At 67.8% G+C, this 25769-nt stretch carries 24 protein-coding genes; 16 read left to right on the plus strand and 8 right to left on the minus strand.

Going from position 1 to position 25769, the window contains the following annotated elements:
- Nucleotides 1-26 precede the first annotated feature (26 nt).
- Complete coding sequence (locus BLR41_RS00620) at nucleotides 27-458, minus strand: DUF2000 domain-containing protein (protein ID WP_218119831.1); 432 nt, start codon at nucleotides 456-458, stop codon at nucleotides 27-29.
- A 49-nt stretch (nucleotides 459-507) separates the two neighbouring features.
- Between BLR41_RS00620 and BLR41_RS00625 the strand changes: the two genes are divergently transcribed.
- The gene (locus BLR41_RS00625) at nucleotides 508-1305 is read left to right on the plus strand and encodes a helix-turn-helix domain-containing protein (RefSeq protein ID WP_092625303.1); all 798 of its coding nucleotides are present in this window, start codon (nucleotides 508-510) and stop codon (nucleotides 1303-1305) included.
- A gap of 80 nt (nucleotides 1306-1385) precedes the next feature.
- Here BLR41_RS00625 and BLR41_RS00630 read toward each other — a convergent pair whose 3' ends face one another.
- From BLR41_RS00630 to BLR41_RS00640, 3 genes are all read right to left on the minus strand, one after another.
- Complete coding sequence (locus tag BLR41_RS00630) at nucleotides 1386-1781, minus strand: type II toxin-antitoxin system death-on-curing family toxin (protein ID WP_092625305.1); 396 nt, start codon at nucleotides 1779-1781, stop codon at nucleotides 1386-1388.
- Nucleotides 1782-1785: 4 nt separating this feature from the next.
- Nucleotides 1786-2007 carry a ribbon-helix-helix protein, CopG family gene (locus BLR41_RS00635; protein ID WP_092625307.1) on the minus strand — a complete coding sequence of 74 codons (222 nt, stop codon included), beginning with the start codon at nucleotides 2005-2007 and terminating at the stop codon, nucleotides 1786-1788.
- Nucleotides 2008-2278: 271 nt separating this feature from the next.
- Nucleotides 2279-3880, minus strand: coding sequence for a Na+/H+ antiporter NhaC family protein (locus tag BLR41_RS00640; protein ID WP_218119832.1), 1602 nt, complete (start codon nucleotides 3878-3880; stop codon nucleotides 2279-2281).
- A 428-nt stretch (nucleotides 3881-4308) separates the two neighbouring features.
- On the opposite strand from BLR41_RS00640, the gene BLR41_RS23270 reads away from it, so the two are divergent.
- From BLR41_RS23270 to BLR41_RS00680, 9 genes are all read left to right on the plus strand, one after another.
- Nucleotides 4309-4593, plus strand: a complete 285-nt coding sequence (locus tag BLR41_RS23270; protein WP_245693683.1) for a TetR family transcriptional regulator — start codon at nucleotides 4309-4311, stop codon at nucleotides 4591-4593.
- A 24-nt stretch (nucleotides 4594-4617) separates the two neighbouring features.
- Complete coding sequence (locus tag BLR41_RS23275) at nucleotides 4618-4968, plus strand: hypothetical protein (RefSeq protein ID WP_245693684.1); 351 nt, start codon at nucleotides 4618-4620, stop codon at nucleotides 4966-4968.
- 187 nt (nucleotides 4969-5155) lie between these two features.
- Nucleotides 5156-7003: a flavin-containing monooxygenase gene (locus BLR41_RS00650; RefSeq protein ID WP_092625311.1), complete on the plus strand. Its 1848-nt coding sequence runs from the start codon at nucleotides 5156-5158 to the stop codon at nucleotides 7001-7003.
- A gap of 240 nt (nucleotides 7004-7243) precedes the next feature.
- Nucleotides 7244-8599 carry an NHL repeat-containing protein gene (locus tag BLR41_RS00655; RefSeq protein WP_218119833.1) on the plus strand — a complete coding sequence of 452 codons (1356 nt, stop codon included), beginning with the start codon at nucleotides 7244-7246 and terminating at the stop codon, nucleotides 8597-8599.
- Nucleotides 8589-9590: an SDR family oxidoreductase gene (locus BLR41_RS23595; RefSeq protein ID WP_092625313.1), complete on the plus strand. Its 1002-nt coding sequence runs from the start codon at nucleotides 8589-8591 to the stop codon at nucleotides 9588-9590. Before BLR41_RS00655 ends, BLR41_RS23595 begins: the two co-directional genes overlap by 11 nt.
- 132 nt (nucleotides 9591-9722) lie before the next feature.
- Nucleotides 9723-9977 carry a hypothetical protein gene (locus BLR41_RS00665; protein ID WP_092625315.1) on the plus strand — a complete coding sequence of 85 codons (255 nt, stop codon included), beginning with the start codon at nucleotides 9723-9725 and terminating at the stop codon, nucleotides 9975-9977.
- A gap of 122 nt (nucleotides 9978-10099) precedes the next feature.
- Nucleotides 10100-10429: a hypothetical protein gene (locus BLR41_RS00670; RefSeq protein ID WP_092625317.1), complete on the plus strand. Its 330-nt coding sequence runs from the start codon at nucleotides 10100-10102 to the stop codon at nucleotides 10427-10429.
- Between the two features lie 31 nt (nucleotides 10430-10460).
- Nucleotides 10461-11159, plus strand: coding sequence for a WXG100 family type VII secretion target (locus BLR41_RS00675; protein WP_092625319.1), 699 nt, complete (start codon nucleotides 10461-10463; stop codon nucleotides 11157-11159).
- A gap of 31 nt (nucleotides 11160-11190) precedes the next feature.
- Nucleotides 11191-11643, plus strand: coding sequence for a hypothetical protein (locus tag BLR41_RS00680; RefSeq protein WP_092625321.1), 453 nt, complete (start codon nucleotides 11191-11193; stop codon nucleotides 11641-11643).
- 53 nt (nucleotides 11644-11696) lie between these two features.
- Here BLR41_RS00680 and BLR41_RS00685 read toward each other — a convergent pair whose 3' ends face one another.
- On the minus strand, nucleotides 11697-12260 hold the full coding sequence (locus BLR41_RS00685) for a MarR family winged helix-turn-helix transcriptional regulator (protein ID WP_092625323.1): 564 nt from the start codon (nucleotides 12258-12260) through the stop codon (nucleotides 11697-11699).
- A 129-nt stretch (nucleotides 12261-12389) separates the two neighbouring features.
- On the opposite strand from BLR41_RS00685, the gene BLR41_RS00690 reads away from it, so the two are divergent.
- Nucleotides 12390-14513, plus strand: coding sequence for an MMPL family transporter (locus tag BLR41_RS00690; protein WP_092625325.1), 2124 nt, complete (start codon nucleotides 12390-12392; stop codon nucleotides 14511-14513).
- Nucleotides 14514-14745: 232 nt separating this feature from the next.
- Here the strand turns inward: BLR41_RS00690 and BLR41_RS00695 are convergent, their stop codons facing one another.
- Nucleotides 14746-16395, minus strand: a complete 1650-nt coding sequence (locus BLR41_RS00695) for an adenosine deaminase family protein (protein WP_092625327.1) — start codon at nucleotides 16393-16395, stop codon at nucleotides 14746-14748.
- A 235-nt stretch (nucleotides 16396-16630) separates the two neighbouring features.
- On the opposite strand from BLR41_RS00695, the gene BLR41_RS00700 reads away from it, so the two are divergent.
- The 3 genes from BLR41_RS00700 (at nucleotide 16631) to BLR41_RS00710 (ending at nucleotide 18985) form a co-directional block, all read left to right on the plus strand.
- Nucleotides 16631-17428, plus strand: coding sequence for an exodeoxyribonuclease III (locus BLR41_RS00700; RefSeq protein WP_092625976.1), 798 nt, complete (start codon nucleotides 16631-16633; stop codon nucleotides 17426-17428).
- A 66-nt stretch (nucleotides 17429-17494) separates the two neighbouring features.
- A complete protein-coding gene (locus BLR41_RS00705; protein WP_092625329.1) occupies nucleotides 17495-17686 on the plus strand; it encodes a hypothetical protein in 192 nt (63 codons plus the stop codon).
- 519 nt (nucleotides 17687-18205) lie between these two features.
- Nucleotides 18206-18985 (plus strand): helix-turn-helix domain-containing protein, encoded by a 780-nt coding sequence (locus tag BLR41_RS00710; protein WP_092625331.1) that lies wholly within the window; start codon nucleotides 18206-18208, stop codon nucleotides 18983-18985.
- 7 nt (nucleotides 18986-18992) lie between these two features.
- Here the strand turns inward: BLR41_RS00710 and BLR41_RS00715 are convergent, their stop codons facing one another.
- Nucleotides 18993-19784, minus strand: coding sequence for an alpha/beta fold hydrolase (locus BLR41_RS00715; protein ID WP_092625333.1), 792 nt, complete (start codon nucleotides 19782-19784; stop codon nucleotides 18993-18995).
- 188 nt (nucleotides 19785-19972) lie between these two features.
- Here BLR41_RS00715 and BLR41_RS00720 point away from each other — a divergent pair, with 188 nt between their 5' ends.
- Nucleotides 19973-20890 carry a 1,4-dihydroxy-2-naphthoyl-CoA synthase gene (locus BLR41_RS00720; RefSeq protein WP_092625978.1) on the plus strand — a complete coding sequence of 306 codons (918 nt, stop codon included), beginning with the start codon at nucleotides 19973-19975 and terminating at the stop codon, nucleotides 20888-20890.
- Nucleotides 20891-21490: 600 nt separating this feature from the next.
- On the opposite strand, the gene BLR41_RS00725 is transcribed toward BLR41_RS00720, so the two are convergent.
- A complete protein-coding gene (locus tag BLR41_RS00725; protein ID WP_245693685.1) occupies nucleotides 21491-22990 on the minus strand; it encodes a S8 family peptidase in 1500 nt (499 codons plus the stop codon).
- A gap of 170 nt (nucleotides 22991-23160) precedes the next feature.
- On the opposite strand from BLR41_RS00725, the gene BLR41_RS00730 reads away from it, so the two are divergent.
- The gene (locus tag BLR41_RS00730; RefSeq protein ID WP_092625982.1) at nucleotides 23161-25746 is read left to right on the plus strand and encodes a bifunctional FO biosynthesis protein CofGH; all 2586 of its coding nucleotides are present in this window, start codon (nucleotides 23161-23163) and stop codon (nucleotides 25744-25746) included.
- The last annotated feature ends 23 nt before the right edge of the window (nucleotides 25747-25769 follow it).

A 25769-nucleotide genomic window follows, 5' to 3' on the forward strand; every position in this document is an offset into this window, starting at 1 on the left:
AGGGTCGGGCAGTTGTGGTCGGGCGGTCAAGGATGCATCCGCGCGCCCTTGACAATCTTGTCCACGACGTTGCGCGGTCCGTACACGCCCACTCCCACCGGATCGAGCTTTTCCCGCGGAACGGTCCGAACCGCGGCGCGGTTGTCCCGGTCGTTGCCGGTGCCGAACAGCTCGGAGGTGAACACCGCCACGGCCGTGTTCCGCGCGACGGCGCGGGAGTGCGCTCGGGTCACCACCTCCCCGCTGCCCTCGAAGATCAGCACCGGCTGCCGGAACATCGACAGGTACTCGGTTTCGTCGGCGTCCCGGTACGGCTCGCCGATCACCTCCGGGCTCCTCGTGCCGAGTCCGCTCACCAGGAACGCGGTCACGTTCAGCCGCTGCCAGGTCGCCAGGTCCTCGCGCAGCAGCACGGCGATCTTCGTGTCGAACCGTATCGGGGAGGTCTCCGCTGTCATGGGGAGATCGTGTCCCGCCGCCCGCGAGCGAGTCTTGTACGTTCTTTGCATGGTCACCAGTTCGGGAGTGGCTGCGTGGCGTCCACCTGTGCCCGGGATCGTGGAGGCCTACCACGCTCACCTCGTGGAGCACGCCTATCCGATGCACGCCCACGACTCGTGGACGCTGCTGCTGGTGGACGACGGGACGGTGCGCTACGACCTGCACCGCCACGAGCACGGCGCGCTGCGGAGCCTGGTTACGCTGTTGCCGCCGCACGTTCCGCACAACGGCACGCCCGTCACCCCGCAGGGGCTCAGGAAGCGAGTGCTCTACCTGGATCCCGGCCAGTTCGGCGAGGATCTCGTGGGACTCGCGGTGGACGCGCCCACCATCGACGATCCGCTGCTACTGCGTCGCATTCGGCAGCTGCACGACTCGCTGCTGCTGCCCGGCGACACGCTGGAAGCCGAGAGCAGGTTGACCCTGGTCACCGAGCGACTGCGCCGCCACCTGGGCGAGCGCACCCGGACGGCGGAACCGATCGACCACGCGAAACCCGCCGTGCGACTGCGCGAGCTGCTGGACGAACACCTCGTCGAAGGAATCACGCTCCGGCGGGCGGCGAATCTGCTGCACACCCACCCAGCACATCTCGTCCGGGCTTTCAGCGGGGAGTTCGGCACCCCGCCGCACCAGTACCTGACCGGGCGCAGGGTCGATCTCGCCCGCCGGTTGCTGCTCGACGGGATGGCACCCCGGTTCGCGGCCACGGCGGCGGGATTCTACGACCAGTCCCACCTCGGCAGGCACTTCAAGCGAGTGATCGGCACGAGCCCGGTGCGGTTCGCTCGTTCCGGCGAGTAGGGCCGTGCCGGATTCAACCGCCGAAGGGCTCGGGGCCGAAGCGGCCCCACGCCACGAAGGCGGTGCCGTTGCGAGGCGGGTCAGGGCAGCGGTGGTAGATCCAGTGGTCGCACCCAGGTTTTGAGGCACCCGGCGATGGCGGGTACGTCGAGCTGCCCCTCGGCGACATCGACGACCAGGGCCACGACCGTCCCCTGATCGGCAGGGTGCAGGTGACAGCCGTTGAGCCGGTAGAACACATCGGTGGCCGACCAGGCAGTACGTTTGTTGCCGTCGAGGAACGGATGGTTCCGAGCGAGGCCGTGCAGCGGGGCCGATGCCTTTTCGCTCAACGTGGGGTAGGCGTCGCCACCGAACGCACTGGCCTGTGGACGCAGCACGGCTCCTTCGAGCAGCCCGAAATCGCGAAGCGCGTCGGAACCGACAAAGTGGGCGTTCATCGCCTGCACGTCGTCGGCGGTAAGAAACCAGGTCACGAAGTTACAGGTCCTTGAGCTTGTCCAGGGCCACGGCGTGTTGTTCGAGCGTGGTTTCGAAAGCCGAGCGAACCGTGTCCGGCCGGGCGTGTTCCCGCAGGTACTCCGCGATGGCGCGTTTGACGACCTCGTTGACGGACGTGTTGCTCGCGAAAGCCGCCGTGCGCAGTGCTTCGGCCATCTCGGTCGGCAGACGTAATGTCATCCCGGTTGTGTCAGCGGTCATTATCAATCACCTCCTTGTGACACCATGGTCCCATGGTGTCACGGCCGCGTCGAGGTGAGGCGCGATCCGGGTAGCCGCCACTGCCGTAGCGGGTCAACCGCGGGAGGACTCGGATCCGAAACGGGCCACGCGTGAAGGCGGCCCTCGTCGGGTAGCGCGGATTCGCGACGACGGCGGTCCGCTCCTCGCGACGGAGACGGGGATCATCGCGCCGCCCGGCAGCGACACCCAGCAGCGATACCCGGCGGCGATCCCCGTGGAATCGATCCCCTCAGGCGCCCACTTCCTCGGTTTCCGAGTGCCGCGCCTCGCCCGGCACGTGCCTGCCCAGCAGCCGCAGGCCGAGCAGCAGCACCGCGATCGAGACCAGGAAGGAGGCCCACCACGGGAAGCCGAACCCGATCGGCAGCAGTCCGACGACCACCGCGACCGCCCCCGCGTAGAGGGCGTAGGGGATCTGGGTGCGCACGTGGTCGACCACATCGCACTGCGAGGCCAGGGAGGAGATCACCGTGGTGTCCGAGATCGGTGAGCAGTGATCGCCCCACACCGCTCCGGCCAGCACGGTGGCCACGCTGGCGTAGATGATCGGGTGCCCTCCCGCGGTCTCGGCCCCCTGCGCCTGCAGCAGTGACCATGCCAGCGGTACCGCGAGCGGCGTAAGGATGCCCATGGTTCCCCAGCTCGTGCCGGTGGCGAACGCGACGGCGGCCGCGAGCAGGAACAGGATCACCGGCAGCAGCGGCGCGGGCAGCGCCTCGCTGAGCGCGCCCGCCAGGAACTCGGCGGTCTCGAGCTTCTCGGTCAGCGAGGACAGCGCCCAGGCCGCCGAGAGGATGATGACCACGTACAACACCGACTTGATCCCGGCGAACCACGCGTCCACGAACTGCCCCAGCGAGAGCAGCCGTTGGCCGAAGCTCAGCACCGCCGCGACGAGCAGCGCCACGAAGGAACCCCATACCAGCGCGGCGAACGGATCCCCGGCGCCCATGATCTCGAGGACGGTGCTGCCGCTGCCGGTGGTCAGCAGTCCCACGAAGGTCGTCACCACCAGGGCGAGGATCGGAACCAGCGCGTTCAGGAAGCGGTGCGGAGTTCGTTCCCCGGGGCGCAGCTCGGTCTCGGTGTCCGCACCGGATCCCAGGTTCGAGCCCGGACGCAGCACCGTGCCCGACTGTCTGGCACGCTGCTCGGCCCGCGCCATCGGGCCGAAGTCGCGTCGGCTGCCGGCGATCGCGAACACGAGCACCACGGCCAGCACCGGGTAGAAGGCGTAGCGCAGCGAGCTGACGAACACGGCGAAGCCGCTCTGTTCGAGCCCGATCCTGCCGACCGCGTCGTCGACCAGTCCGACCTGGTAACCGATCCAGGTGGTGAAGAGACCGCACGCGGCCACCGGTGCGGCGGTGGAGTCCACTATGTAGGCGAGCTTCTCCCGCGAGATCCGCAGCCGGTCGGTGATGGGGCGCATCGTGTTGCCCACCACGAGGCTGTTCGCGTAGTCGTCGAAGAAGATGGCCAGCCCCAGACCGCCGGTCGCGAGTTGGCCCCGCCTGGGGGTGGCGGCCCAGCGCGTCACCAGTTTCACGATGCCGTCGGTACCGCCGTTGCGCCGGATCACCCCCACGAGGCCACCGATCATCGTGGTGGCTACGACGATCATCACGTGGTCCCGGTCCGCGAGCGCGTCGACGATGTACACGCCCACCGTGTCCAGCAGTGAAGTGCCGAGTCCCGTGAGGGTGGCTCCTTCCAGCAGCCAGGCCCCGAGCCAGACTCCGGCCAGCAGCGCGGGGATGACCTGCCGTGTCAACAGCGCCAGGGCGATCGCGAGCAGCGGAGGCAGGATCGACAGCCACGTCGCGGTCATCTGGTTCCTTTCGGGCGGTGGCCGGGGCTTTCCGTTGTGGAAGGCCGGTAGCGGAGGTTGTCCGGATCCGCTGGGTACTCCCAACACACGCTGGTTACTCCCAACACACGCTGGGCACCCCAACACACGGTGCATGAATCCGGTCACCGCGAGTGGGTGTGACATACGGTAGCTTTACTCGATCGAGCGACAAATAGTTACTCGTTGCTTCATTCCGCCGGATAATCGTACTTCGTTGCGCACACCGTGCTGATATTTGCGCGCCGATGTCCGGTGAAAGTTTCTCGTGACCGACCGCGTTCCGGATCTCGTCATCGGTCAGTCGGTTGACTGATTTAAATCAAGTGATTAAATTAGCTGACTGAAAAGTTGGCGGCGGGACTTACGCCGCGTCGGGGCGTCGGGGAGTGGTGTCGACGAGGATGGCCATGACGAGACGGACTGCTCGGATCGAGCGTGGCGCGACCACACGGGAGTCGATCCTGCGCACCGCGGTACGGCTGTTCGCCGAACACGGGATGTACGCGGTGTCCAACCGCCGGATCAGCGAGGTCGCGGAGCTGGGCAACAGTGCCGCGGTCGGGTACCACTTCGGCACGAAGGACGAGCTGGTGCGCGCGATAGCGCACCAACACGGGGAACGCATCGAGTACATCCGGGTCAACGTGTTCCCCGAGGCCGCTGGCTCCACCGAACTGCGGGAGCGGGGCTAGTGGGTCTCCTGTCTGGTGCGGCCGATGACGCTGTACCTGGAGTCGTTGGGCACTCCCTCGTGGTACGCGCGGTTCGCCGCGCAGGTGATGGCCGATCCGGTGCTCCACGAGATCATCACCGAGCAGTCCCTGCATTCCGACTCATTGCGGTTGTCCCTGGAAGGGATGAACCGGTGTCTACCCGAGCTGCCCCGCGACGTGCTGACCGAACGCTGGAGCGTGGCGCTGAACCTGACCAGGCAGATGTGCGTCGAACGGGAACGCGCGCTCGCCGATGGCCTGCCCACCCCGCACGCGAGCTGGGACGAGTTCGCCACCGGCCTCGTCGACGCGCTCACCGGCCTCTGCTCGGCCCCGGTGACACGTCAGCCGTGATCGACTCGACCGGTGACTCCGAGCGGTAGCGAGCTCGCGCGAACACGACATCCATCGGAATCGATCCCGCACGCCCGCCCCGATCGCGCGGCCGAGGCCGGGCTCAGGCACGCCGCCCACCGGCCGGCTCCCCGAACGTCCCCGGCCGGCACAGCAACGAGAATTCCGAGCTGCAAGGACCGAACGCATGACCAACCACGAGCGGTCACTCGAAGCGGAGCTGCTGGATCCGGACCGGCTCGGTTTCGATCCCGAGGAACTGCGCGCCCGCTACCGGACCGAGCGGGGCCGACGTCTCCGCTCGGACGGCGCGGCCCAGTACATCGCACCGACCGGTGACTTCGGCTACTACGTGACCGATCCGTACGTCGAGGCCGAGCCGAACCGCGAACCGCTCACCGACGAGGTGGAGGTGCTGATCGTCGGCGCCGGATTCGGCGGACTGCTGGCAGGGGCACGACTCCGTCAGGCGGGGTTCGACTCGATCCGCATGCTGGAAAAGGGCGGCGACGTCGGCGGTACCTGGTACTGGAACCGCTACCCGGGGGTGCGCTGCGACATCGAGTCCTACATCTACCTGCCGCTGCTGGAGGAGCTCGGTTACGTCCCCACCGAGAAGTACGCGCGCGGCGAGGAGATCCGGCAGCACACCGTCAACATCGCCGAGAAGTTCGACCTCTACCGGGACGCGTGCTTTCAGACCGAGCTGACCGGCGCGACCTGGGACGAATCCAGCCATCGCTGGAACGTGACCACCGATAGGGGCGACGAGATGACCGCCCGGTACGTGATCTTCTCCAGCGGCCCGTTCAGCAGGCCCAAGTTGCCGGGCATTCCCGGCATCGACGACTTCGCCGGGCACACCTTCCACACCAGCCGGTGGGACTACTCCTACACCGGCGGTGACCAGACCGGCGGCATGCACGAGCTCGCGGACAAGCGGGTCGCCGTCATCGGTACCGGCGCCACGGGGATCCAGTGCGTACCCGACCTGGCCGAGGACGCGGGCCACCTCTACGTCTTCCAGCGCACTCCGTCCGTCGTGGACGAACGGGGCAACCGTCCGACCGATCCGGAGTGGGCCGAGAACCTCCCCGAGGGTTGGCACGGCCGCAGGCGCGACGACTTCCTCGCCGTGCTCGGCGGCGACCGGGCCGCCGAGGACATGGTGGGTGACCGGTGGAGCGACCTCGCCCAGCACTACCACGCGGTGGCGGACGAGACCGGCAGGGACGAGCTCACCAACGAGGAGCACGAGCTCGTGCGGGAGGTCGCCGACTTCCACAAGATGAACCAGGTGCGAGAACGGGTCAAGTCCATCGTCGAGGACGAGGAGACCGCCCGTGCGCTGCAACCGTGGTACCGCTACGAGTGCAAGCGCCCCACCTTCAACGACGAGTACTACCCGGCCTTCAACCGCCCCAACGTGACCCTGGTGGACACCGACGGACGCGGCGTCGAGCGCATCACCGAACACGGGTTGGTCAGCCGGGGCGTCGAGTACGAGGTGGACTGCATCGTCTTCGCCACCGGCTTCCAGGTCGGCGGCTCCCACCCCGCGGCCTCCGGATTGGCCCTCTACGGCCGTGACGGTGTGACGCTGCCCCGGCACTTCAGCGAGGGCATGCGCACTCTGCACGGGTTCACCAGCCACGGTTTCCCCAACCTGTTCTGCATGGGTCCCTCGCAGAACGGAGTGGCACCCAACTTCACCCACGTGCTCGACGACCAGTCCGTCCACATCGCGGCGATGATCACCGAGTCCGCCAAGCGCGGCGCGGCCTATGTGGAACCCACCGAGGCGGCCGAGCAGGAGTGGGTCGACGAGATGGGGCGCAAGGCCGGTGTCGACCGGGCGCTGGACGAGTGCACGCCGGGCTACTACAACAACGAGGGCCAGTCCTCGGTCGTGCGGAGCTTCTACCGGCCGGACGAGCTCGAATTCGCCGAAACACTGCGGCAGTGGCGCGCGAACGACCGATTCACCGAGGTGCTGGTCGATGCCGGGCGGGAGCACGCCGATGACCGGAGCTGACGTCGAAGTGCCGGAACCGGGAACCGGGCGTTCGCAACCGGTGCGGTTGAACCAGCCGAGCGGGTTGCGGGGTGCCAACGGCATCGCCTTCGGCCCCGACGGGCTGCTGTACGTGGCGCAGTTCCTCACCGGAAGGATCAGCGCGGTCGACACCGACTCCGGCGAGGTCGAGGTCGTGGTCCCCCCCCGGACGGCCCGCTGCGCACACCGGACGACGTCGCGTTCGGCACGGACGGGACGATGTACGTCGCCGACGTGGCACCGGGGCGGGTGTGGCGGCGCTCCCCGCACGGGGAGTTCACCCTGGTCACCGATGCCATGGTGGCACCCAACGGGATCACGTGCCTCGGCGACCGCCTCTTCGTCAACGAGATGCGGCCCGGTGGAAGGCTGCTCGAGCTGTTCCCGGACGGCGGTTCACCTGTACTGCTCGCCGAGGGGCTGGCCTACGGCAACGCGATGCAGTTCGGCCCCGACGGATGGTTGTACTACCCGCACATGATGACCAACGAGGTGCTGCGGATTCCACCGGAGGGAGGAGCTCCCGAACTCGTCGTGAGCGGGTTGCCCATTCCGGTCGCCGTGCGCTTCGACCGAGCAGGGGAGCTGTTCGTGCTCTCCTGCGACGCGGCGGGAACGATCACGCATGTCGATCCGGACACCGGCGGGGTGGCGAGCCTGGTCACCGGGATCCCGGGGCTGGACAACGCCGCGTTCGACCCGGAGAACCGCATGTTCGTGTCCAGCTTCGTCCAGGGCGGTATCACCGAGCTCGGTGCGCACGGCCGCGTTCGTACCGTGGTTCCGCCAGGGCTGAACGGGCCGTTCGGGATCACCGTCGGCCCCGGCGGCAGGGTCTACGCGGCAGACCACTTCGGGCTGTCGAGCGTGCCGACCTCCGGCGAGCTCGATCAGGTGGACGTGGTGGGCGGAACACTTCCCGCGCTGCCGCGGAACGTGGTCGCCACCGGCGGGGTGCTCCAACTCGTCGACGTCAGCGGTGGTCTACACGCTTACGAACCCGGGAGCGGAGTCTCCCGCACGCGTGCCACCGGAGTCGGTGAACCCGCCGGAATCGCGGCCGACTCGAGCGGGCGAGTCGTGTTCGCGGCACCGGAGAAGGGGCAGGTGCTGGCCGTCGACGAAACCGACTCGGTCACGGTGCTCGCCGAAGGGCTGGAACACCCGGTCGGTGTGACGCTGGACGACCACGGTCGCTGTTACGTCAGCGACGATCGACTCGGACGAGTACTGCGCCTGGACGAGGACCCCGTGGTCGTGCTGGACGGGCTTGCCATGCCGCAAGGGATCGCAGTCAGCGGCGCGGAACTGTTCGTGGTCGAGATCGAACACCGGCGGTTGCGGCGGTTCGATCCCGCGACCGGCACGAGCACGGTCGTGCTCCGCGAGCTGGCCGTGGAGTCGCTTTCCGGGGTGAGCGGCACCGGCTCGAACGGTGAACCGGAGCGTAGTGGTCGTCCGAGTTCGTTCGTCGACCTGGCGGTGGCCGGGGACGGCTCGCTGCTGCTGGCCGCCAACGGGGAAGGAAGCGTGCGGCTGATACGACTCGACGCGGAAGGAACGGGTGGCCGGTGAGCTGGGACCACGGCTCACCTCGATCAGCCCAGGCGTCATCTCCAAGCCCCTGGTTCAGGAGGAGCTGAACTCGGAACACCTCGGCGCGGTACGCGCGATGATCGAGGCCTCCGCCGCAGGGCGGCCCGGTACCCCCGATGACATCGCAGCGGCGGCGGTTTTCCTACTCGGTCCCGAGGCCCCCTTCGTCACCGGCACCGACCTACACGTGACCGGTGGCGTGGTGGCAGCGGCGCGGGCCGGGCGGCTTGGTGGGCCCGAACCGGGGGGAGTCGAGTTTTCCGGGGGGCTCGCCGGGGTGGTTACTCGGCGGAACCTCCCGGCGGCGCCGACCGCGTGCGTGGTGGTTCGACCGGATGCGTGGCGGTTCGGCGCTGCCGTGCCGAGAAATACCGGCGACCATAATCCGACGGAAACATCCGGACTCGGCGAAGCACTGGCGGTTTTGGGGGCGACGATGCGGCTGATCACGGTCGGGCACGGCACGAGCACCCGTGCCGAGTTCGTCCCGCTGCTGCACACGGCCGGGATCGAGGCCGTGGTGGACGTGCGCACCGCGCCGGGCAGCAGGCACAATCCCGACTTCAACCACTCCGAGATCCGGGAGTGGCTGCCCGAGGCCGGAGTGGACTATCGCTGGGACAAGCGGCTCGGCGGGTTCCGGAAGCTACCCGCCGAATCGCCGGACACGGCGTGCAGGAACGAGGGATTCCGTGCCTACGCCGCGCACATGCGTACCGAGGACTTCGGCGAGGCCGTCGAGGAATTGCTGACGGGGGCCGCGAACCGCCGGACGGCCGTGATGTGTTCCGAGAGCGTGTGGTGGCGCTGTCATCGCCGCATGATCGCCGACTACGCGACGCTGGTTCGCGGTGTGCGGGTCGTACACCTGATGCACGACGGCAAGTTGCGCGAGCACCGCACGATGGACGGTGTTCGGCGGCGGGAGGACGATCTGCTGGTCTACGACGGCGGGCAGCTGCGGCTCTGAGCGTCGTTCCGGGACGAACTTCTCTTTCGTCCTCCCGGATCGGTTTCCTCCGGTATTCGCGTTCTCCGGTTTCTGCGGTGCGATGAGTGCTAGAGTGCGCCGAACCGGAAAACGAGTGCTGGGAGAGGGTTCTTGGATTGGTTGATCATACCGACCTCGCGGCGTGACTGGGCGATACTCACCGGGCTCGTCGGTTCGGTGGTCGCCGTCGCGGTGATCGTTTTCGGGACGTTTTCCGGGCGGAGTCTCCTCGCGGCCGGAGTGTTCCTGCTGGCCGCGGTGTTGGCGGTGCTGGCGGTGTGGCCGAAGCGGGCGATCGGGATTCCACTCTCGGTGCTCGCCGTGTCATTAAAGCCGTTGGGGGCCTATGTGCTCGTCACTCCGTAGTTCGATCGGCCCGTCGGGTGGAGCGAGGTGGGACGATCGGTGTGCGCCGCTTGTTCGCCGCCGCTTCGCGCCCTCGGGCAACGCCGGTTCAGCGCAGCCGTCTCGTGAGGGGGTTGAACCCAATGAGTGAAAAGTTCCGGGTGGAGTTGTCGGCCCTGACGGGTTACGCGGAACAGCTGGAAAGGAACGCGGGGCACGTGGAATCCGCCCGTGGCTACATGGCGGGTCCCGGCTCCGACACATCGGAAATGCAGGGACTTCTGTCGGGTATCGCCGAGGGTTACCAACCGCTCGTCGCCTGGCAGCTGGGAATTCTGGAAAAGATGGCCAGCGGTCTGAAGCGAACCGGTGGTGCGCTGCAGGAGTCGGAGCGGGTGTACCGTTCGCACGACGACTCGGCCTCGGCCACCCTCGATCGGAGCTACCGAGGCGGCTCCTTCGAGAACGGTTGAAATTCTTCGGAACGGAACTGGGGAGGAAATCATGGCCGGATACGCCGATGTGGTCGATCCTACGAGGAGATTGACCACCCCGGGAGACTACGGAGCCGAGGTTCGCGCCGCGGCGCAGGAAGCATTGGGTGCGATCGGGGAGATCGACTCCGCTTTCCAAACCATCGTCGGCTGGAGCCCGGCCCAGGAGTTGCTCGAATGGGTCGGCGGCAACTGGGGGCAACTGCTGAGTCTTCGCGACACTTGGGAGAACCTCGCGAAGGCGAACCTCGATCTCAAGGAGAACCTCGAATCCGGATTGGGTGCGCTCGAACCGCTCTGGGAGGGAAACGCGGCCACGGCCTTCGAGAATCACATGGGGCAGTGGAATTCCGCGCTCGAGCAGAACCACGACGCCTGTATCGCGATCCGGGACAAACTGATCGACCTGGCCGAGAACGCCCAGCAGACCGTTGACATGGTCATTCAGACCATCTTGACGGTGGCGAGTATCGTCACGGCGGCGCTTTCCTCGTTCTCCATACCGGTCTACGGGCAGGGCAAAGCCATCAAGGCGGTTTGGGACACGGTCAAACTGATCAATGACGTCCGCAAAGTGGTGACGGCTTTCATCAACCTGGTGAAATACGCCAACGAGTTCTTCCAGTCGGTCCAGGAGATCGCCGACGACAAAACTCCGGTAGTGAATGTGGAGCTTCCGGACTCGGGGTACGTTGCACCGTCTTCCTAGTTAGTTCGTAACTCTCCGGAAAGGGTCCAAGGTGAGCAGTTTTTCGGAGCGGCTGCGCGCGGTCGAAGACCGCTATCAACAGGGCGCCGCCGAGTTCGAGCGGATGCGGCAGGAACACGAGAGCTCCCTGCGGGAGGCGCGCGAGAACTATCCGCCCCTGACCGAACGGCAGAACGAGGAGCTCGCCGAGTACTACCGCTCCGGGCAGGCAGGGGCGGAGTTGCGTCGACTCCAGCTCATGGTGGACCGGGGGGAGGTTACGTGGGGCGAGATCAAACGCGGTGAGTGCGATCCCGAATGGACGGAAGCCTACTACGCTTCCTTCGAGGAAGGCGGTCGCCTGCTGCGCGCGGCGGTCGAGGGAGAACCCGTCGAGCGTTATCTGCCGCAGGAATCACCTGCCGAGAAATCACCGGCCGAGGAGCCGATCTCCGACGACGAATACTTCGAGAATCAGAGTTTCCTGCGCGACGATCGCTGGTAGGAGACCCCGAGCGAGCAGCGGTACGAGTGATCCGCTTCGCTCGCTCCGTCTCCTCAACGCGGTGAGAACGTCTCGCGCGCACGCTCCGTGGCATCGATCGTGGCCACGAGGAACTGCCTGATCGTTTCCCGCTGCTCGGCGCTGAATCCGTCCCAGGCGCCACCGAGCTCCCGCAGCAGCGGCCGGTAGAACTCGCCGGCGACCTGCCTGGCGGTGTCGTGGATGTCCAGGTCGACCCTGCGCCGGTCCACCTTGCTGCGCTCCCGGGTGATGTGACCGAGCGACTCCAGTCGCTCCAGCAGTGCCGTGGTGGCCGAAACACTCATGTCGAGGGTGGCCGCGAGTCTGCTCGGTGTCATCGGTTCCTCCCGGTTGGCCGCGTCAAGGATCGTGACTAGGGCGTTCAGGTCGGTTTGGTGCAGCCCGTGGGCATCGCCGAACAGCACGTTGAACCGGTCGAGCTCGACGTTGAGCTGTCGCAGCAGCTTGCCCAGCACCACGTGGTCCTCGTAACCGGTGGAGGTGCCGGTTCGGCCCGTTTCTTCCGTTTCCCCCGCGTTCCCCGCTTTCCCCGTGTCCGCCGGCTCCTCGCTGCCCTGGGCGTTTGCCGAGGTCATCGTTCCTCCTTCGCTCCGTGCTTCCCCTGCCGTCGCAGTAGTTCGACAGTCGAATTATTCTATGGTGTTAGTAATGCTCCGCGGGGCTCGTGCTTCCCCACGAACCCTCGACGACGACTAGGACCCCCCATGATCTCCACCGGTCACTCCTCCCACGCGGACCAGCATCCCCCGAGAGTGCGGCGGTTGCGATGGCTGGTCCCCGCGTTGCTGGTGATCGCCTGGCTGGCTCTCGGCGGCATCGGCGGGCCGTTCGCGGGCAAGCTGGCCGAGGTCTCCGAGAACGACAGCTCCACCTTCCTACCCGCCTCCGCCGAGGCCACCAAGGTCAACGAACTGCAGCGACAGTTCTCCGGCGGACAGCGCATCCCCGCGTTCGTGGTGGCCGAGCGCACCCGGGGAATCACCGGTTCCGACCGCCAGTACCTGCTCGGGATCTCCGAGCGGATGGCCTCGATCGAAGGGGTCGAGCGGGTATCACCCCCGATCCCCTCGCCACGGGACGACCAGGCGGTGCAGCTGATCGTCTCGATCGACTCCGGTGCCGAACCGGCGAACGCGGTCTCGGAGATGCGCGGCCTCCTGGAGCGGTCACCCCCCGGACTGACCACCCTGGTCAGCGGCCCCGCAGCGCAGTCCGCCGATCTGGCCGAGGCGTTCAGCGGAGTCGACGGGCTGCTGCTGCTCGTCGCGGGTGGGGTGGTTCTCCTGATCCTGATCCTGGTCTACCGCAGTCCGCTGCTGCCGGTGCTGGTACTGCTCAGCGCGGTGTTCGCCCTCGGACTCGCCAGCCTCGCCGTTTACTTCCTGGCAGCGGGCGACGTCCTCACCCTCAACGGCCAGAGCCAGGGGATCCTGTTCATCCTGGTGGTCGGCGCCGCCACGGACTACGCCCTGCTGTTCGTCGCACGGTTCAGGGAGGAACTGCGCGCGAGCCCCGACAAGTACCGGGCCGTGCTGCGCTCCTGGCGCGCCACCCTGGAGCCGATCCTCGCCTCCGCGGGCACGGTCATCCTGGGCCTGCTGTGCCTGCTGTTCAGCGACCTGAACTCCAACAAGAGCCTGGGCCCGGTGGCGGCCATCGGCATCGCCGCAGCGCTGCTGGCCTCGATCACCTTCCTGCCCGCCGTACTCGCGCTGACCGGCCGCGCCGCCTTCTGGCCCTTCCCACCCCCACGGGAGACCGCCGGGCAGGACGACACGGCGGAGGATTCCGAACCGCGGCGCCCGGCATTCTGGGAGCGAGTCAGCTCCCTGGTGGGAAGGGCTCCCCGGGCGATCTGGATCGGTACCACGGTGGTGCTGCTCATCGGCACGCTCGGACTGCCGCAGCTGCGGGCCGACGGCACCGCGCAGTCGGACGTCTTCCTGACACCGGTCGAATCGGTCGCCGGTCAGAAGATGCTCGCCGAGCACTTCCCCGCCGGCTCGGGAGCCCCCACCGTGATCATCGCCGACGCGGACAGCACCGAGCGCGTGGTGCGAGCGGCCGACGTGCCCGGGGTGGCCGAAGTCTCGGTCACCAGGACACCTGCGGGCGCGCCCAAGGTGGTCGACGGGCGGGTACTCGTCGAAGCCGTGCTCACCGACCCCGCCGACTCGGAGGCTGCCCTCGCGACGGTTCAGCGGATTCGCGACTCGGTGCACCCCGTCGACGGCGCCGACGCGCTGGTCGGCGGAACGAGCGCGATCCAGCTCGACACCCGGTTGACCGCCGAACGCGACCGCTCCGTGATCATTCCGATCGTGCTGCTGGTCATCCTCGTGGTGCTGGTGCTGTTGTTGCGTGCCCTGGTCGCGCCCCTGGTGCTGCTCGCCACCGTGGTGCTCTCCTTCGCCGCCACGATGGGCGTGTCCGCGTTGGTGTTCAACCACGTCTTCGACATGCCCGGCGCTGACCCGGTCGTCCCGCTGTACGGATTCGTGTTCCTCGTCGCCCTGGGGATCGACTACAACATCTTCCTGATGACCCGCGCGCGGGAGGAAGTACGTCGCTCGGACAACCGGACCGGTGTGCTGCGTGCGCTGTCGGTCACCGGTGGTGTGATCACTTCGGCCGGAGTGGTGCTGGCGGCCACGTTCGCGGCGCTGGCGGTACTGCCGATCCTGTTCCTGGCCCAGCTCGCCTTCATCGTGGCGTTCGGGGTGCTGCTGGACACGCTGGTCGTGCGTTCGCTGCTGGTACCCGCGCTGTCCCTGGACATCGGCAGAACCATGTGGTGGCCCGCCCGCTCGGGGCGCGGTGACAGCTAGGCGGTGACGGCTGGGCGGTGACGGCTGGGCGGTGACGGCTGGGCGGTGACGCCTGGGCGAGAGTGGCGACCGCCGCCGTGCTGCGTCCACAGGGGACACAACATCGGCGGCGGCCGCCACCGGAACTAGCCACTCGACGTCGGGCCTCGCCGGGGCGAGCGTCCGCGAGAGGTTCCGCCGAGCGAGCACAGCGGAAAACCGAGTAGGCAAGGTCCAACTCGTCGCGGGACCGTCACTTGTACGCGTAGTAGGTCTCGAACGCCTGGAACGCCACCTCCTGCCGCCACTGCAACCTCGCCTTCGGGCTGTTCGACAGCAGTTCGGCACACGTCGCGTCCGGCTCGCCGAAGCCGGGGGTGTCCGAGGCACACGCCGATCTCATCCGGTCGGAACCGGGCTCCGTCCACAGACTCTCCCCTTGCACGAAAGCCTGTTCCAACGAGGTCCGGGCACTGGCCTTGAGCTGCGAGTAGTTCAGCCCGAAGTCCGTGGCGGCCCGCCGGTACTGCGCGGTGATGTCGCTCCGGGAGACACCGGGGTCGTCGGTGGCCAGCGCGAAGGGGACGTCGTGCGCCATGTACTCGGGAAGCGGGTGCTCCTCCGGTCCGCAGACCCGCAGTATCTGACAGTTGCTGGTCAGCGGCACCTCGACCGCGATGTCGCGTGCGGCCATGTGATCGGCCAGCGCCTGCCAGCCGTCCTCGTGCACCAGGTCGATCCCGTGGCCGATCCGGTCGGCTCCGGCGATCCGTACGGCCTGCTCGATGTGGTACGTCAGCTCCTCGGGTTTGACCAGCCCCGGAACGAGCTCACCGGCATGCAGCGTGACCGACACGCCGGGGTACTGCCTGCTCAGGTAGTCGATCATCCGCATGTGCAGGGTGTAGTCCCGCAGCGAGATCTCGTGGTCCTCGGGCTGGACCATGTTGACGCCCACGAATCGCGGATCGCTCTGCGCCAGCTCGAACCCGAGCAGCAACTGCGTGAAAACGCTGGCGGGGGAGTTCGCCCGCGCCACCTGGTAGTTCAGCCGGATCTCCACATCACAACCGGGGCGGGAACTCGGGGTGCCGCAGTTCAGCAGCTCCCGGTATCGCGCGAAGTCCTGATCGGTCGCACGCCGCGCGGCCCGTTCGACCTCAGCCATGCCCTCGCGAAGCAGTGTCGTACGGAGTCGCCGGAAATCCCGTTCGGAGCTCGGGTCGAAACCGACACGCTCCACGAGTTTCCCGCGTGCCTCGGACTGCCTGGACAGCAGCGTTTCGAGGTAGAACTGGTTCTGCTCGGCGAGATCACCCGCCACCTCGGCGAGCATGTCGCCCTCGCGCCCCTCGGTGGCCGCCCAGAACTTGCCGAAGGTGGCGAAGAAGTGGTCGTGTCCCGATTCCTCGCCGCCCGGCTCGAAACCGGCCATCGACCACGCCTCGAGCACCCGCTCGCGGAACTCCGGATCGCTCACCGCGTCCGAGGCGGGTCGCTGCCCGGTGGTGCAGGGGGCCAGGGAGGACTGCATGGTCTCGGCCTCGATGCAACGGCCGTCCTCGGCGGCGTAGCGGATCAACGACTCGGTGGAAACCGCGCCGGAGAGGTGGTTGTGCAGGTCACCTCCCTTCGGCATTCCGCGCAGGAACTCGTCGAGCTTCTCCGGGCGGTCGCGTACCCGGTCCAGATACCGGTTCACCCGGCATTCCCGGTCCCACGGTGCGCACGCCGGGGCCTTCTCACCCGGGGTGGTCTCCGCCTCGGCGGATCGCGGTTGTGCCACCAGCATCGGAAGCGAAGCTGCGGTGAGCAGCACCGCCAGCGTGATGCCTCCCGCGCCGGTGGCGCCTCGGCGTCCTCCTGCCGTCCGGGAGCGTGCGCTCCCACCGAGCGGCTTCATCAAAGGTTCTCCCTGGGGAAGTCGTTCTCTGGGCCGTGCACGACACACACGACCCGCCGACGATCCCCGATCATGATCTCCGCGACCAGTCCGGAGGACGAATTTTCATCCGGGGGGAGGAAGATCGATACCCCCGAAAGTTGGCCCTTCGCTCGTCACCGGCTCCGGCCGGGCGGACGAATCGGAACGGCCGCCGGAGAGAGCGCGGCAGTGGGCGGTGGTTATGCTCGGCCGCGTGCTGACTGTCTCGACGGTGAATGTCAACGGCCTGCGCGCCGCCGCCAAGAAGGGCTTCGTCGAGTGGCTGGCCGCCACCGACGCCGACGTGGTCTGCATGCAGGAGACGCGGGCGGAGTACGAGCAGCTTCCGGAGGCCGCGCGTGCGCCCGCCGGTTGGTACACGCTGCTGGCGCCGAGCGCGGCCAAGGGACGCAGCGGGGTGGCCATCTACAGCCGCACCGAACCCGAGGTCACCAGGATCGGATTCGGCTCCGAGGAGTTCGACGACAGCGGCCGCTACGCCGAGGCCGAGTTGGACGGCTTGGTGGTGGGCAGCCTGTACCTGCCGAGCGGGGAGGCGGGTACGTCCAAGCAGGACGAGAAGGAACGCTTCATGGCGGAGTTCCTGCCGTACCTGCACCAGCTGCGTGACCGGGCGCGGCAGCAGGGCAAGGAAGCACTGGTCTGCGGTGACTGGAACATCGCGCACCAGGAGATCGACCTGAAGAACTGGAAGAACAACCGCAAGTCTGCCGGATTTCTGCCGGAGGAGCGTACCTGGCTGAGCAGGGTGTTCGACGAGGCGGAGTACGCGGACGTGGTGCGCCGCCGGTTCCCGGAGGGGCCAGGGCCGTACTCGTGGTGGTCCTACCGGGGCAAGGCCTTCGACAACGACTCCGGTTGGAGAATTGATTATCACGTCGCCACCGAGCGGCTGGCGGAGTGCGCCTCGGAGGCGAGGGTCGAGCGGGCTCCGAGCTATGACAAGCGCTGGAGCGACCACGCACCGGTTACGGTGTGCTACGACATGTGATATGTGCCGTGCGTAGCTACGCGGGCATCGTGTGTAGCTACGCGGGCACAATGCGGTCGGGAGATGATGGCCGTGCACGAGCTGCTCGAAGCGAAGCGACAGCAGATCGAGGAGTTGTGCTCGACGCTCTCGATACGTCGCCTCGACCTTTTCGATTCGGCCGTCGACGATTCCTTCGACGATGCTCTGGTGTGGCAGGTTCTCAACGAGAAGCTACCCGTGTTGGACAAGGCACCGCGGCATCTGCTGGATCAGTAGGGCACGGTGATGTGCCCGCGAGCAGCGGATGCGTTCCCGAGGTGTGAACACGTCCGAAACCGCGCCGAGGAATCCCCCAGGGCCGGGGAGCTTTTACTCCCCGGCCGTCGGTCTCGACAGTGACATGGTGCCGAGACCTTTCCCCAGGGGCAGGTCTTCCGCGACACCCGTGACCCCGTGTACCTCGCCGACCGAGATCGGTTCGAGTACCCCATTGGGCGGCCCTCCTGGTGGTCGGAGCTCCGCCCGGTGTCGTGTTCGCCTGCCACGTGTTGGATTCTGGGCGGTGGCTGCTCCGGCGGACAACTGTGACCAGTGGGGATATCCCCGCCGGGGATATCCTTGCCGGTAATACCGGCCACGGTGGGTGTCCGTCCTCCCGGGAGGGCGCGGAGGCGGGCCTCGTGGAGGTCGGGCGATCCGTTCGGGAGCGGCCCATCGCCGCACGGTCTCCATTTTGATCACTTCTGGTAGTCAACCTGTCACCGTTCACGGCGAGTCTCGACATAGAATCGTGATGTGATCATCGAACCGCCGAGTTTCGGTAGCTATTTACGCCACCTGAGATCGGGTGCTCCGCCCGCCGCGTTCGCGCCCGATCCGACATACCGGGCACCGCGCCCGGCGATGAACCGGGCGGAGTTGGCGACGGCCGCGCGCGCCAGCGTGGGATATATCCAGAAACTGGAACAGGGCCACGCGGACAATCCCTCCACGGCAGTGGTGGATCGACTGGCCGATGCTCTCGGAAGCATCTCGGTGGAACGGCAGCACCTTCACGACCTGGCCGGCGTCCAGCGCGGTGACCAACCGGAACCGATGCGGCGGCAGGAAGTGACGTCGGTGCAGCGCGAGGCGGCCGACGGGTTGCATCCGAGTTTGGCCGCCTACGTCGACGAGGGATGGAACGTGCTGTACTCCAACGTGGAGTACCGGCGGGTGTTTCGGCGTATCACCGAGGTCGGCAATGTGTTGACCTGGTTCTTTTTCGTCCCGGAGTCCAAGGCTGTCATGGTCGAGTGGGAGCACGAGGCGCGGCTGACGGTGGCCTGGTTACGTGCTCTCATGGCGCGCCGGCCCGGTAACCCGGTGTTCGACGAGGTTCTGGAGATGCTCTCGCGATCGGCGGAGTTCGTGCGGATGTGGGAGTTGCAGGAAGTGATCCTGGGGCGCCACAAGCCGCATTTCCTGGTCCACGACCTCGATCTCGGGCGACGGGTCGAATTGTTGGCACAGGTCTACCCGATTCCGGACCCGAGTCAGGAAATGCAGCTCTACCTGGGAATTCCGGCACGTTAGGGCGTCGTCAACGGTCCAGGGCGTCCAAGAAGGACAGCAGCAGCGAGGTGGTTTCCCCGGGATGCGTCACGGGTGGTGCGTGGGCCGCCTCGTCGACCTCTTGCAGCGGACTCGCCTGCGGGATGGCGGAGGCGAGGAACTCCATGCGTTCCCGGGGGATGGAGACGTCCTTCGAACCGCGTAGCAGCAGTGTGGGCGACGTGATCTCACCGACGCGAGCGGTGATGTCGTCCCGTTCGAGCAGGCACCGCACGGGGGACCCGAGTGGGAGCGGGCGGGTTTTCCAGCGCTCCCGCCAGTGGGCCGCTTGCGGGTGGTCCCCGATGATCTGCTGGGACAGCGGAACGAGCAGCTCGTCCACGGGGCCCTGCTCGGCCAGTCCTTCGAACAGGGCGGTGTAGTCGCGGAGGTCCGCATCGGACAGTGGGTGCGCCTCGGTGTCCAGCAGCAGGAGTCCGGTGACCCGGTGCGGCGCGAGCAGCGCCGTACGCAGCGCGGTGAACCCACCCTGCGACAGGCCGCCGACGACCGCGTGCCGGATGCCCAGGTGGTCCATCAGGCCGAGCAGGTCGTTCGCGGTGTCCCAATAGGTGAACGGCGCGTCACCGGCCGGGGTGTCGCCGTGACCACGTGCGTCCCAGGTCACCACGCGGTAGCCGCGGTCCGCGAGAGCCTCGGCCTGTGCGCTGAACATGGTGTGGTCCAGGAAGAAGCCGTGCCCCAGCAGTACGGCGGGACGTTCGTCACCCCCGGTGTCCGCGAAGTACAGCTCGTGTCCGTTGATGCGGGACAGTGGCATTCGTGTTCCTCTCGCGAAGTGCGTCCGCTCCGACCAGGGCCCGGAATCAGCCCGATTTTGCGATACTACGAAGTTCCGTTGGTGGGTCCGCAAGCCCCGGTTCCCACGAGTGAGCACTCGCAATCGTTAAGTGACCGGAAGACCCGTGCCGGACGCGGTGGCCTATCGTCGTGGTCGTGACGACACACATGCAGCCTATCTCCGAACTGTTCGATCCGGCCGTGTGGCAGCCTGTGGCGGGCTTCGACTTCACCGACATCACTTACCACCGTTGCGTCGAGGACGGCCCCGGTAAGGGCACCGTCCGCATCGCGTTCAACCGCCCCGAATCGCGGAACGCGTTCCGGCCGCACACCGTCGACGAGTTATACCGCGCGCTCGATCACGCCCGGATGACCAGCGACGTCGGTTGTGTGTTGCTCACGGGGAACGGGCCCTCGCCCAAGGACGGTGGTTGGGCCTTCTGCTCCGGCGGTGACCAGCGAATCCGGGGCCGGTCGGGGTATCGCTACGCCGAGGGTGAGACCGCCGAGACCGTCGACCCCGCCCGGGCGGGGAAGCTGCACATCCTGGAGGTGCAGCGGCTGATCCGGTTCATGCCCAAGGTCGTCGTCGCGGTGGTTCCCGGTTGGGCGGCCGGAGGCGGGCACAGCCTGCACGTGGTGTGCGACCTCACGCTCGCCAGCGCCGAGCACGCGCGGTTCAAGCAGACCGACGCCGATGTCGGCAGCTTCGACGGCGGGTTCGGTTCCGCCTACCTGGCGCGCCAGGTGGGACAGAAGTTCGCGCGTGAGATCTTCTTCCTCGGCCGCCCCTACGACGCCGAGCAGGCCCACCGGATGGGGATGGTCAACGAGGTGGTTCCGCACGGTGAGCTGGAGGAGACGGCGTTGCAGTGGTCCCGCGAGATCAACGGCAAGTCCCCGACCGCGCAGCGCATGCTCAAGTACGCCTTCAACGCCATCGACGACGGACTGGTCGGCCAGCAGGTCTTCGCCGGGGAGACGACCCGGCTCGCCTACATGACCGACGAGGCGGCCGAGGGGCGCGACTCGTTCCTGGAGAAGCGGACCCCGGACTGGTCGGAGTTCCCCTGGTACTACTGATCGTTGCTTTGACCCGCGGCCGTGAGCGCGGCGATCTCGCGAGAAATCGCCGCCGGGATGCTCCCGAGCACCGTCCGGGGCCTCTTTCGTGGGACCACGCCCCGCCGGTGCAACCTCCGGCGTACCGCCCGCGTCCCCACGGAGCAGCGATCCGTTCCACCGGCCGGTGTCCTCCCCGAGCAATGCCGTTCGCGAGCCGTGGCCGAAGTCCTCGGGGAGCCGGGCGACGAGCGGTACTCGGGGATGCCGAGTGGCTCGGAACTCGAGCAGCGCAGTGAGGAGAGGTCGGTATGCCGCAACACCGCACACCCCCGAGATGTCCCGTCTGCGGGATGCACTTCTGCATCTGTCCGGACAAGAGCGCCCGAACCGGTGGTTTCCGCCGCGGAGTGGTCGCGGCCCCGCGACGAACCCACCGGTGAACTTCGGCTCGCCGGGAAAGCGCCGCGAACGCCGCGACAGACCTCGGTGGAGGGGCGGCGACAGCTCGCCTCGGGAGTCGCCCCTCCAGTCGGTGCGGGCCCGGACGCGAACGGGGTCTCCCCGGAACCAGGTCCGGGAAGACCCCGCAAGCGTTCTTTTACGTTCGAACTCCGCTCGTCAGCGCACTGCCTCGAGCGCGTCGACGATGCCCGCGCCGTAGAAACCGGCACCGGTCCTGCCGCCGCGGCACTTGGCGTCGTCCTCGCCGTCACCGTCGGTGTCGTAGCTCTTCGGGCACGGCACGGTGTCGGCCTGCTGGCGCAGGGCGGCGTTGACCATCCTCGCGTCCCACCTCGGGTGCTCCGCCCGGATCAGGGCGGCCACCCCGGCCACGTGCGGCGAGGCCATCGATGTGCCCTGGTAGAAGCCGTACTCGCCTTCCGGAAGGGTGGACAGCACGCTGCCGTTGCCGGAGGGTGTGTCGGCGGTCTGCCTGCTGTCGCCGCCCGGTGCGGCGACGTCGACCGAACCGATGCCGTAGTTGGAGTAGAAGGACTTGCTCGACTCCGGCCCCACGGCCGAGACCGTCACCATGCCGGGCAGCTCACCGGGCAGCACCTGGCACCCGTTGCCCGCCCAGCGATCCTCGGTGGGGCCGCCGTTGTTGGGGCTGTTGGTGTCGTGGATCCGCTTCGACAGGTTCCAGTTGCTGTTGCCCGCCGCGACGACGTTGAGCACGTCGTTGCCCCTGGCGTGGTTCACCGCGCGGCGCACCGCTTCCGCGACGGCCGCCTGGTCGCGGTCACGCTGGCACCACAGGTACCAGGGGTCGATGAAGTAGGAGCTGTTGGTCACGTCGATGCCGTGCTCGGCGGCCCACATGAATCCGCAGATCGCCGAACCGGGGTAGATGAAGCCCTCGTCGTTGACGACCTTGATCGACACGAGTGTCGCGTTCGGAGCGACCCCGGAGATCCCCACACCGTTGTTCGCCGCGGCGACCGTGCCCGCGACGTGCGTGCCGTGTCCGCTGCTCGTCGGGGCCCATGCCTGCTGCGAACGGTCCGGTGTGCCGTTCTCGGTGCAGCCCACCGAACGGCTGGTGTCCAGATTGGCCGCCAGGTCCGGGTGGTCGGGGTCGATGCCCGAGTCGAGCACGCCCACGGTCACGCCCTTACCGCTGTCGGAGTTCTCGTGGGCCTTACCCGCATTGATCATCCGCATGTCCCACTGCTCGGGCGCGAGCGGTTCCTCGCCGCTCTCGCCAGCGCGGGACGCGGCGCCGGTGGTCAGGGTGCCCCGGCGCTTTTCCAGCGTCTCCGAGTCTGATTCACCGCTGTTCTCGGGAAGCTGTTCGGCGAGGTTACGGCTCGCGCCCGCGGCCCGTACCCCGGGATCGCCCCGTACTGCCTCGGCGAACTCCGAGTCGCGCGAGGTGGCCAGCAGTACGCCGATCTCCGGCCAGCTCTGCACGACTTGGCCGTCGGCAGCGCGTACCGAATCGGCGGTGCGTTCCAGACCGCCGTGCTGGGGGCCGATCACGATGAAGTGGGCCGGATCTCCGGTGTTGGCGGAGTCCGGCGTGCCTGCCGCGGCCACGGCGGGCGCGAGCAGGGTCAGGGCCAGTGCGGATCCGATAATCCGCAGTGGTTTGAGTCTCAGGGGTTTGGGTGACACCGAGCCTCCCGAACAGGCGAACAGGGTTACTGAATGTGGGAGTCTGCGCCCCGATGCGGCTAGTGGATAGGCCTTAATGGAGTAATCGGATTACACCGCACGTAGGTGTTGTGACCCATCGCGCCCTTTTCGCGGTGTGGCGGTGCTCGCCGGACGGTTACGGTGTTGGCGTGTCGGTCGATCTCGAAGTGCCGCCGCCCGAACCAACCCCCAGCCCGTCCGCGATGCGTCGTGCGCTGCGCAGAGCCACCGAAGGGGTGGCGCTGGACAGCACCGAGGCCGCCGTGCTGCTGCACGCTCGCGGCGATGACCTCCGGACGTTGCTGGAAGCAGCGGGCAGGGTCCGCGACGCGCATCTGCGTGCCGAGGGACGTTTCGGCGTCGTCAGCTACAGTCGCAAGGTTTTCGTTCCGCTGACCCGCCTGTGCCGGGATCGGTGCCACTACTGCACGTTCGCCACCGTGCCGCACAAGGTTTCCGCTCCCTTCCTGGAACGGGAGGAAGTTCTCGACATCGCCAGGCGGGGAGCCGAGTCCGGTTGCAAGGAGGCCCTGTTCACCCTCGGCGACCGACCCGAGGAGCGCTGGCAGGACGCGGCCGACTGGCTGCACGAGCGCGGCTACTCGTCCACGGTCGACTACCTGCGCTCCTGCGCGATCGCGGTGCTGGAGGAGACCGGTCTGCTGCCGCACCTCAACCCGGGCGTGCTCGGCTGGTCGGAGTTGACCAGGCTGAAACCGGTGGCCCCCAGCATGGGCATGATGCTGGAGACCACATCGGAGCGACTGTGGAGTCGGCCCGGCAATCCGCACTACGCCAGTCCGGACAAGGAGCCCTCGGTACGGCTCCGGGTGCTCGCCGACGCGGGCCGGGTGGCCGTGCCGTTCACCAGCGGAATCCTCATCGGAATCGGTGAGACGCTCGCGGAACGTGCCGACTCGTTGCTGGAACTGCGTGCCAGCGCCAGGCAGTACGGTCATCTGCAGGAAGTCATCGTGCAGAACTTCCGTGCCAAGCCGGACACGGCCATGCGCGGCATGCCGGACGCGGATCTGCACGAACTCGCGGCGACGGTGGCCGTCGCCCGGCTGCTCCTGCCGTCCGGGGTGAGTGTGCAGGCCCCGCCGAACCTGGTGGGGGACGAGCACGACCTGCTGCTGCGCGCGGGGATCGACGACTGGGGCGGGGTCTCCCCCGTGACGCCGGATCACGTGAATCCGGAGCGGCCCTGGCCCAGGGTGGAGGAACTGGCGGAGCAGACCGCGGCGGGCGGGTTCGAGCTGCGGGAGCGGCTGACCGCGTACCCGAAGTACGTGCGTGCCGGGCTGGCCGGTGACAGCTCCGCCTGGCTGGATCCCAGGATCGCCACCCACGTCGCCGAGCTGGCCGATTCGGAGGGCATGGCCGATCCCGAGGCGCGACCGGTCGGGCGGGAGTGGCAGGAGCCGGACGGCGGTCTCGAATCGATCGGTCGCACCGATCTCAACAGCAGTATCGACACCGAGGGCCGCAGCGCCGACCGTCGCGGCGACTTCGACAGTGTCTACGGCGACTGGGAGGAACTGCGGGACAGGCTGCCCGCCGCGAGGGAGCCGGAACGGCTCGACTCGGATGTCACGGCGGGCCTGCGGCTGGCCGAGCACGACCCCGCTGCGCTGCTGGAGCCGGGCAACACCGAGGCAGCGATGGCGCTGCTCACCTGCGACGGCACGGCGCTCGACGAGATGGCTCGAATCGCCGACGCGCTGCGTGCCGACGTGGTCGGGCAGGACGTCACCTACGTGGTCAACCGCAACATCAACTTCTCCAACGTCTGCTACGTGGGGTGCAGGTTCTGCGCCTTCGCGCAACGGGAACGCGATTCGGACGCGTTCCGGCTCTCGCCCGAGGACGTCGCGGACCGAGCGGAGGAGGCCCGCCGCGCCGGTGCCACCGAGGTCTGCATGCAGGGAGGTATCGATCCCCGGCTGCCGGTCGGGGCGTACGCGGACCTGGTGCGTGCGGTCAAGAACCGGATCCCCGACATGCACGTGCACGCCTTCAGTCCGATGGAGATAGTCAGCGCCGCGTCCAAAGCGGGCGTGAGCGTCGCGGAGTGGCTGACCGAGCTGCGCGATGCCGGGCTGGACACCATCCCCGGTACCGCGGCCGAGATACTCGACGACGACGTCCGGTGGATACTGACCAAGGGCAAGCTGCCCGCCGCCGAGTGGATCGAGGTGGTCAGCACCGCCCACCGGCTGGGGATCCGTTCCTCGTCGACCATGATGTACGGCCACGTGGACACCCCGGAGCACTGGCTGGGGCATCTGCGCACGCTGGCCGGTGTGCAGGACACCGCGCGCGAGAACGGCGCGGCCGGGTTCACCGAGTTCGTCGCGCTGCCCTTCGTGCACCGCAACGCGCCCATCTATCTCGCGGGGCTGGCACGACCCGGCCCCACCCGCAGGGACAACCGTGCGGTGCACGCGATGGCACGGCTGGCACTGCACGGCAGGGTGGACAACGTGCAGTGCTCCTGGGTCAAGCTGGGCGACGAGGGCACGGTCGAGGTGCTGCGCGGCGGTGCGAACGACCTCGGCGGAACCCTGATGGAGGAGACCATCAGCAGGATGGCCGGGTCCGAGCACGGCTCACAGCGAACCATCGAGCAGTTGCACGAGGTCTCCACCGCCGCCGGAAGACGGGCACGGCAACGCGGCACCGATTACGGCCCCGTGCCCGTCATGTCGTTGGGGGTTTCGCCACTCGGCTGACAAGGTCGAACCGGTCCCGCTCG

Source organism: Actinopolyspora mzabensis (assembly GCF_900101095.1).
In the GTDB taxonomy this organism is placed as follows: domain Bacteria; phylum Actinomycetota; class Actinomycetes; order Mycobacteriales; family Pseudonocardiaceae; genus Actinopolyspora; species Actinopolyspora mzabensis.

Excerpts from the sequence above, each read along its gene's own strand:
- BLR41_RS00620 (WP_218119831.1), bottom strand. The coding sequence starts at position 458 with ATGACAGCGGAGACCTCCCCGATACGGTTCGACACGAAGATCGCCGTG.
- BLR41_RS00625 (WP_092625303.1), top strand. The coding sequence starts at position 508 with ATGGTCACCAGTTCGGGAGTGGCTGCGTGGCGTCCACCTGTGCCCGGG.
- BLR41_RS00635 (WP_092625307.1), bottom strand. The coding sequence starts at position 2,007 with ATGACCGCTGACACAACCGGGATGACATTACGTCTGCCGACCGAGATG.
- BLR41_RS00640 (WP_218119832.1), bottom strand. The coding sequence starts at position 3,880 with ATGACCGCGACGTGGCTGTCGATCCTGCCTCCGCTGCTCGCGATCGCC.
- BLR41_RS23270 (WP_245693683.1), top strand. The coding sequence starts at position 4,309 with ATGACGAGACGGACTGCTCGGATCGAGCGTGGCGCGACCACACGGGAG.
- BLR41_RS23275 (WP_245693684.1), top strand. The coding sequence starts at position 4,618 with ATGACGCTGTACCTGGAGTCGTTGGGCACTCCCTCGTGGTACGCGCGG.
- BLR41_RS00650 (WP_092625311.1), top strand. The coding sequence starts at position 5,156 with ATGACCAACCACGAGCGGTCACTCGAAGCGGAGCTGCTGGATCCGGAC.
- BLR41_RS00655 (WP_218119833.1), top strand. The coding sequence starts at position 7,244 with ATGTACGTCGCCGACGTGGCACCGGGGCGGGTGTGGCGGCGCTCCCCG.
- BLR41_RS00670 (WP_092625317.1), top strand. The coding sequence starts at position 10,100 with ATGAGTGAAAAGTTCCGGGTGGAGTTGTCGGCCCTGACGGGTTACGCG.
- BLR41_RS00675 (WP_092625319.1), top strand. The coding sequence starts at position 10,461 with ATGGCCGGATACGCCGATGTGGTCGATCCTACGAGGAGATTGACCACC.
- BLR41_RS00685 (WP_092625323.1), bottom strand. The coding sequence starts at position 12,260 with ATGACCTCGGCAAACGCCCAGGGCAGCGAGGAGCCGGCGGACACGGGG.
- BLR41_RS00690 (WP_092625325.1), top strand. The coding sequence starts at position 12,390 with ATGATCTCCACCGGTCACTCCTCCCACGCGGACCAGCATCCCCCGAGA.
- BLR41_RS00695 (WP_092625327.1), bottom strand. The coding sequence starts at position 16,395 with ATGAAGCCGCTCGGTGGGAGCGCACGCTCCCGGACGGCAGGAGGACGC.
- BLR41_RS00705 (WP_092625329.1), top strand. The coding sequence starts at position 17,495 with ATGGCCGTGCACGAGCTGCTCGAAGCGAAGCGACAGCAGATCGAGGAG.
- BLR41_RS00715 (WP_092625333.1), bottom strand. The coding sequence starts at position 19,784 with ATGCCACTGTCCCGCATCAACGGACACGAGCTGTACTTCGCGGACACC.
- BLR41_RS00720 (WP_092625978.1), top strand. The coding sequence starts at position 19,973 with ATGCAGCCTATCTCCGAACTGTTCGATCCGGCCGTGTGGCAGCCTGTG.